At 40.5% G+C, this 7186-nt stretch carries 9 protein-coding genes; 8 read left to right on the top strand and 1 reads right to left on the bottom strand.

The features are described 5' to 3' along the window. A partial coding sequence (locus AAC037_RS15945) for a pyridoxine 5'-phosphate synthase (protein WP_339903926.1) occupies nucleotides 1–410 on the bottom strand: 410 nt, incomplete at its 3' end. A gap of 146 nt (nucleotides 411–556) precedes the next feature. Between AAC037_RS15945 and AAC037_RS15940 the strand changes: the two genes are divergently transcribed. The 8 genes from AAC037_RS15940 to AAC037_RS15905 all read left to right on the top strand — a co-directional run. Next, complete coding sequence (locus tag AAC037_RS15940) at nucleotides 557–1009, top strand: GatB/YqeY domain-containing protein (RefSeq protein WP_339903925.1); 453 nt, start codon at nucleotides 557–559, stop codon at nucleotides 1007–1009. Between the two features lie 7 nt (nucleotides 1010–1016). Next, nucleotides 1017–1562, top strand: a complete 546-nt coding sequence (locus AAC037_RS15935; RefSeq protein ID WP_339903924.1) for a CvpA family protein — start codon at nucleotides 1017–1019, stop codon at nucleotides 1560–1562. Beyond that, entirely contained in the window at nucleotides 1546–2136 is a 591-nt protein-coding gene (locus AAC037_RS15930) for an aminodeoxychorismate/anthranilate synthase component II (RefSeq protein ID WP_339903922.1), read from the top strand. The genes AAC037_RS15935 and AAC037_RS15930 overlap by 17 nt, the downstream gene beginning before the upstream one ends. Before the next feature lie 132 nt (nucleotides 2137–2268). Beyond that, the gene (locus AAC037_RS15925; protein ID WP_339903921.1) at nucleotides 2269–2934 is read left to right on the top strand and encodes a cbs domain containing protein; all 666 of its coding nucleotides are present in this window, start codon (nucleotides 2269–2271) and stop codon (nucleotides 2932–2934) included. Between the two features lie 6 nt (nucleotides 2935–2940). Continuing rightward, nucleotides 2941–3816, top strand: a complete 876-nt coding sequence (locus AAC037_RS15920; RefSeq protein WP_339903920.1) for an NAD kinase — start codon at nucleotides 2941–2943, stop codon at nucleotides 3814–3816. Between the two features lie 74 nt (nucleotides 3817–3890). Continuing rightward, a complete protein-coding gene (locus AAC037_RS15915; RefSeq protein WP_339903919.1) occupies nucleotides 3891–4649 on the top strand; it encodes a DUF6089 family protein in 759 nt (252 codons plus the stop codon). An 82-nt stretch (nucleotides 4650–4731) separates the two neighbouring features. Continuing rightward, nucleotides 4732–5475, top strand: coding sequence for an isoprenyl transferase (locus AAC037_RS15910; RefSeq protein ID WP_339903917.1), 744 nt, complete (start codon nucleotides 4732–4734; stop codon nucleotides 5473–5475). 87 nt (nucleotides 5476–5562) lie between these two features. Then, nucleotides 5563–7186, top strand: a 1624-nt coding sequence (locus AAC037_RS15905) for a POTRA domain-containing protein (RefSeq protein WP_339903915.1), incomplete at its 3' end; no start/stop codon positions are given.

Raw genomic sequence — 7186 nt, 5'->3', positions numbered from 1 at the left:
TTACTTTCCGGATTGATAAAAATGGAAGTCCTTACCCCATAGCTGTGAAGTTCTGAGATAAGGTCTTTGAGCATCTCTTTGTGTTGGATGGTGTCCCATCCGGTATTGGAAGTAATGGCCTCCGGTGGGTCCGGTACGAGTGTGGCTTGTGCCGGTTTGGCCAGCCGAATGATTTCCATGTACCTTTTGTCCGGATAGCCTTCTATATTAAATTCCGTAGTGACTTGATCTTTTAGTGCAAATACATCGTTATACCTGATATGTCTTTCGTCAGGTCTTGGGTGTACGGTTATTCCCTGGGCACCAAACCGCTCTGCATCCAATGCTACCTGAACCAGATCGGGATTATTATGGCCACGGGCATTTCTAAGGGTGGCAATTTTATTTATGTTTACACTTAATTTCGTCATGTTCCAAATATCAGCTAATTTTGTGCTAAATTAAATATATTGCGTGAACATCGAAAATACCGATGGGAATAAGACGTTTTTAATTTTACCCTCCATTCAAGGATAAAATTAATTTTAAACATAATTAAGTAAAATATATATAAGTCATGAGCTTAAAAACTGACATAGAAAAAGAAATCAAACAAGCAATGCTGGCCAAACAAAAAGACAGGTTACGTGGATTAAGGGCCATCAAATCCTTGATCATGCTTGAAGAAACCAAAACGAGTAATGACGCCGGTCTTACCGATGCCGAAGAGTTACAAATCCTAACCAAAGCAGCCAAGCAAAGAAGAGATTCTATAGAAATATTTGAGAAACAGGGTAGAAAAGACCTTGCCAGTTTGGAGATTACTGAACTGGAAGTAATCAGTGAGTTCCTTCCCAAGCAGCTAAGCGAAGAAGAATTGACGGCGGAGTTGGAGGCCATCATCAGTGCAACGGGTGCATCAGGACCTAAGGACATGGGAAAAGTTATGGGCATGGCAACAAAAAAATTGGCCGGTAAGGCAGATGGAAAAGCCATCTCTCAAAAAGTGAAATCACTTTTAAACCCTTAAGGCAAATTTGAGCACGATAGACATTATCATATTGGGCATGCTGGCTGTTGGGGCCTTTAGTGGCTACCGTCAGGGGCTTTTTATTGGGATTTTGTCTATCCTGGCTTTTTTTGTGGGTATAATTCTAGCTTTTCGTTTTATGAACTGGGGAGCGGAGCTGCTTACAGATAAGGTAGAAAGCCTGACCTTTATGCTCCCTTTTGTAGCTTTTGTCTTGATCTTTCTGGCTGTTACGGTCACCATTCGGGTATTGGCTTACCTTGTCAAAAAAGCCTTGGATCTAACTATTCTGGGAACTTTTGATAGCTTTGCCGGAGCCATTTTGGGTATTTTCAAATGGAGTATTATGATTAGTCTTTTGATTTGGGTGGCCAATTCCTTTGAATTTCAAGTGCCTTCCGAAATGAAAAAAGATGCTGTAATCTACCCGGTTATAGTACCTGTGGCCCCTACCATGGTTGCAGTACTGGATGATTACACCCCAATTATTGATACGGCCATTGCTACTATCAAAGAACTCGTAAATACCTCTTCCGGTGATTTTGTTAATTGATAACTTCGATTCTTTTGCTCATATTCTAGCAGATTATTTTAGAAGAACTGGTGAGCAGGTAACCGTTTTGCGAAACGACGCAAGTTTGGCTGAAGTACAGCGCTTATCCTTCTCTGCTTTGGTGATATCACCGGGGCCGGAAACACCCAATAAAGCTGGTAACTTAATGGAAATTTTGAGCTATTATCATGATAAGGTACCTGTTTTGGGGATTTGTCTGGGGCATCAGGCCATAGGTATTTTTTTTGGCGCCAAATTGGTGAAGAGCCCTAGGCCCATGCATGGGAAAATTTCTCTTGTCAGCCAGAAAAGGAAGCATGAAGTATTGAAAAATATTCCGGGACGATTTAAGGTAACCCGTTATCATTCCTTGGAGTTGGAGGAGCTTCCTGATAGTTTGGAAGTTATTCTTGAAGAGGAAAATGGGGCAGTGATGTCTTTTTCCCACCGCTACTTGCCGATTGTAGGGATTCAATTCCATCCGGAGGCCCACCTTACTGAATATGGTGAGCAGTTGATCCTAAATTGGGTCAATTTAATAAAGGAATTGAAAGTTCCTCAAATTTATTGTTGAGGCATGTTTAGTGATCATTTGTTGCTTAGTTAGGGGATTACACCACCGATAGTGTCAAGAAATTAAGGGAATTGAACAAAGGGAGGCTTATTCTCGTTTTATTTTTCGAATCCTTTTAATACCTTTATCTACATGCGTGCAATAGAATTTATAAACAACCTCATTCCTCCTCTAAAATTTACTGACAAAGTAAAGTTAGGGCTTTCCTGGATGGAAGAAATCAGGACGGATATAATACCTGTTGTAGACAAAGGTTTATTTAAGGGTTTTATTACAGATGAAATCATCTATGAACTCAATGATCCTGAAATGACCCTTGAAATTGTAGAGTTGGTTGGAAGCGCGAGTATTGTTCAGGAAGATCGTCATATTTATGATGTATTGAGGGTCTCCTCAGAAAATGAAGTTAGCGTGGTGGCTGTGTTAGATAAGGAATTGAAATACCTGGGCGTGGTTACCCAAGAAGGAGCAATATCTGCTTTTACCGATAGCATTTCTATCCAATCGCAAGGAGGAGTACTGATATTGTCCATGTTTATGACCGATTACAGCCTCTATGATATCGCAAGGGTGGTGGAGTCAGAAAATGCAAAGGTGCTTAGCAGCTTTATATCAGATGATCCCCTAGATGACAGTAAAATTAAAGTTACCCTAAAAATAGATCAGGTAGAACTCCGACACATCAAAGCCACGTTGGAGCGATTTGGGTACAAGGTTATTGACCATTACCAAGAAGAAGAAGGCATCAATAGCGATCAGGATCGCCTGGGAAACTTGATGCGGTTTTTAGATATCTGATCTTACATGAATATATTACTTCACGGCATCAATATATCCACTCAGTTTCAAACTTGTATTCTCCAACTGATTCAAGCTTTTGAAGAAAAAGGATCAAATGTTAAGCTTACGAAAAACTTGTTTAACTCTTTTCGAAAGAAGGGAGGCTTAAGTCCCCTTGTGGCTCCTTTGAGTTCAAAGAATGATTTGGCAGCCATTGATGTGGTCATTTCCATTGGAGGAGACGGCACTTTATTGGACACCATTTCCCTAATTGGGGCTTATGAAATCCCCGTATTGGGCATCAATACCGGAAGGATGGGATTTTTGGCCACAATAGCCAAGGAAGATATCAAAGCCGCTGTAAAAGATTTATTGGAAGGCCGTTATGCGTTGGAAGACAGGAGCTTGGTCAGGTTAGAGTCCAGTGTACCGCTTTTCAAGGGATTAAATTTCGGATTGAACGAGTTTACCATTCACAAGAGAGATACTTCTTCGATGATTACGGTACATACCTATATAGATGGGGATTACCTGAATAGTTATTGGGCAGATGGGATCATTGTATCCACCCCCACTGGATCCACAGGTTATTCTTTAAGTTGTGGAGGCCCACTGATATCACCATTGGCCAAAAACTTTGTGATTACCCCGGTAAGTCCGCACAACCTGAATGTGAGGCCGATTGTGGTTTCTGATGATAGTGAAATCTCCTTTAAAATAGAAGGTAGGAGTGAAAAATTCCTTGTATCTTTAGATTCCAGATCTGCGCCAATTGATGCGTCCGTAGAACTGAAAATTAAAAAAGAATTATTTGTAGCGAAGCTGGTTAAGTTTCACGATTACAGCTTCTTTGACACCCTCAGGCAAAAATTGAACTGGGGATATGACATGAGAAACTAGTTTTAACAATATTTAACCCACAGTATACTTGGTTGGGTTTTTTATTCGTTGGGTAGTTTATAAATTGCAACGACTTGAATAAATCCAGGTTTTACACATTAGCACTATCGGTAATTTTGGTCTTTTTAAGTTTGGGGATTTCTCAAACTGTAAAAGCCCAACAGCATGAGATAGGTTTAGGTTTAGGTGCGGGGACATATACCGGAGATATCCTTCGGATCATTGATCCAAACCAGCTTGGTATTCAAGGAACGTTATTTGGCAGACGAAATTTTGACAATGCCTGGAGCTTAAGGGCCGGGTTTTCCATCGCAAGATTAAATGGAACGGACAGCATTCGCCCCATAGATCAGGTAGCAGCAACCAGAAATGCCTATTTTAATGGCACCATGGCCGAAGTATCTGCAAGGATGGAGTTTCATTTCATGGACTATATGAGCCATAAGTCAACCAGTAGGTTTTCTCCATTTGGCTTTTTTGGTCTGGGATATGGTTTGTTTTTCGGACAAGGGCAATCCTATGAAGGAGACATCCAACCCGGAAATTACAGTTTGGGCACGGTAATTCTTCCCTTTGGGGCAGGAATAAAATACAAATTAAAAGACCGTATTTTACTCTCTTTTGAAGGGGGGGCAAAGGCAACCTTTACAGACGATTTGGATAAAATAGGAGATGAATCCATTTATTTGCCACGTTACAGAACCGATCCGGGCACAGGAAATCAAGTGCTAGAACCCACAAGCATTAATTTTGGCAATTCATCTGACCGCGATTGGTATTACTTTTTGGGCTTTACCATAAGCTATTCCTTTCATCAGATCAAGTGCTACTAGTACAATAATTGACCTCAGGATAGAATTTTTAAAAAAGAAGTGTCATTTTTGTAAATCAATTAAACCAACAGAGAATTTTGGAATGAATGAAGTGATTGACAAGGGCAATATACCCCGACATATTGCAGTGATTATGGATGGCAATGGGCGTTGGGCTCAGAAGAAAGGAGCCATGCGAATATTTGGCCACAGAAATGCATTGGCCGCTGTAAGGGATGCCATCGAAGGGTCGGCAGAATTAGGGGTAGATTTTATTACCTTGTATGCCTTCTCTACTGAAAATTGGTCCAGACCCAAAGATGAAGTGGATGCTCTGATGGAGATATTGGTTCAGGCCATAACAGATGAGGTGCCCACCATGATGAAGAACAATATCAAATTGGAAACCATCGGTGATATTGATAGCCTTCCTGATTCGTGCAGACAGCATCTTAAGATGGGGAAAGAAAAAACCAAAGACAATACCGGCATGACTGTCGTGTTGGCATTGAGCTATAGTGGTCGTTGGGAGTTGGAAAAGGCTGTTCAGGCAATTGTCAAAAAAGTAGTTAATGGTGAGTTATTAGCAGAAGCTATCAATCAAAAAGTGATTGGGGAGCACCTGAATACTGCCAATATACCTGATCCGGAACTGTTAATCAGGACCAGTGGTGAAATCAGGATAAGTAATTTTATGTTGTGGCAATTGGCCTATACAGAATTATATTTCACCGAAGTGCTTTGGCCGGATTTCCGGAAAAAACACTTGCATGAAGCCATTCTTGCTTTTCAAAAAAGAGAAAGAAGGTTTGGTAAAACAGGAGCACAAACTAAAGGCTCTATTTGACACTACTTGTTCTGAAATGAATTGAGAATTTCAGAATTATTGCTGCCTCAGCACAAATATTACTGGGGTTAAATTTGATCGTTTGAAATGAAAAAGAATTTATTAATTATTTACTTGCTGCTATTGACCGGAGTGGCAGAGGCCCAAATAAGGTTGGGGCAAAGCCGGTACACCAGTAAGGAGCCGGTAAATATTATAGACCTAAGTTATACCAGTCCCAAAAAGTACCGAATAGCATCCATTGAGGCTGTAGGTTTAAGTACATTGGACGAAACAGCCATTATTTCTCTGGCAGGTCTTCGTGTGGATGATCAAATAACGGTTCCCGGTGATGCCGTTTCAGGAGCACTAAAAAAGCTCTGGGGGCAAGGAATTATTGGAGATGTTAAAATCCTGGTAACCAAAATAGAAGGGGATGACATTCACCTTTTATTAGACCTGACCGAGAGGCCTAGATTTAGCCGTTTTGATTTTACCGGGGTAAACAATACCGGGCGTGTTGTTAGAGACGATGTACTCAATACAGCTCAGCGTAATATTAGGGATTATTTTGTTGGCAAAGGCTTTCTGAATACAGAAGTGAAAGTAATACAGGAAAGAGATACTACACTTCCCAACAGTGTCAAACTTCGATTTGACGTAGACAAGAAAAGCAAGGTACGTATCAATGAAATAGCCTTTGATGGCAATGAAAATATTTCAGACAACCGCCTGAAGAAAAAAATGAAAGGAACACATGAGCATGCTCGTGTTTATATATTCAAAGATCTAGTGTCAAGGCTTATAAAGGCCAATCCTAAAAACATCAGCAATGCAGTGGCGAATAGAAACCCTGTTACTGATGAAGAAGTGAAAACGTATATCAATAGAAACTTTAAACTTAATTTCTTCAATGGGTCTAAGTTTGTAAAAAGCGATTACCGAGATGATAAAAAGGCTATCATTGATTTTTACAATAGCCGTGGTTATCGGGATGCAGAGATTTTATCAGATAGCGTTTTCCGTTTTGATGATAGCCGTATAAATATTGACCTTGACATTGAGGAAGGCAAGCAATACTATTATCGAAACATTGCGTTTTCGGGAAACTATATTCATACAGATGAAGAGCTTCAAGCAAAACTGGGAATATTCAGTGGAGATATATATAATAAGGAAAAGCTTGACAAAAGGCTGAATTATGATCCCCAAAGAGGAGACGATGTCAGCTCATTATACCAAGACAATGGTTATTTGTTTTTTACAATAGACCCTGTGGAGGTGAATATTGCTGCAGATTCCATAGACATAGAGTTGAGGATTTTTGAAGGACCTCAAGTGACGGTAAACAGTGTTTCAATTGAAGGGAATGAGCGTACCAGTGACCATGTGGTCATGAGGGAAATACGAATTCTTCCCGGACAGCTGTTCAATAGAAAAGCCTTGGTAAGAACCATTCGAGAGCTGTCTCAAATCGGTTACTTCAACCCTGAAAATATTGAGCCGGATATGCGCCCTAATTTTGAGGATGCAACTGTTGACATTACCTTCCAGCTTGAAGAAAGACCCAATGATCAGATCGAACTTTCCGGAGGTTGGGGTGGTCTCTTTGGCTTTGTGGGAACGGTAGGACTTACCTTCAATAACTTCTCAATCAAAAACATCAAAGACTTTTCCAAATGGAGACCACTTCCCGTAGGGGATGGACAGAAACTTTCCTTGAGAGTACAGG

It is taken from the genome of uncultured Cyclobacterium sp. (assembly GCF_963976465.1).
Taxonomy (GTDB): Bacteria; Bacteroidota; Bacteroidia; order Cytophagales; family Cyclobacteriaceae; genus Cyclobacterium.
This window is presented reverse-complemented; position numbering and strand designations above follow the sequence as displayed.

Excerpts from the sequence above, each read along its gene's own strand:
- AAC037_RS15940 (WP_339903925.1), top strand. The coding sequence starts at position 557 with ATGAGCTTAAAAACTGACATAGAAAAAGAAATCAAACAAGCAATGCTG.
- AAC037_RS15910 (WP_339903917.1), top strand. The coding sequence starts at position 4,732 with ATGAATGAAGTGATTGACAAGGGCAATATACCCCGACATATTGCAGTG.
- AAC037_RS15920 (WP_339903920.1), top strand. The coding sequence starts at position 2,941 with ATGAATATATTACTTCACGGCATCAATATATCCACTCAGTTTCAAACT.
- AAC037_RS15925 (WP_339903921.1), top strand. The coding sequence starts at position 2,269 with ATGCGTGCAATAGAATTTATAAACAACCTCATTCCTCCTCTAAAATTT.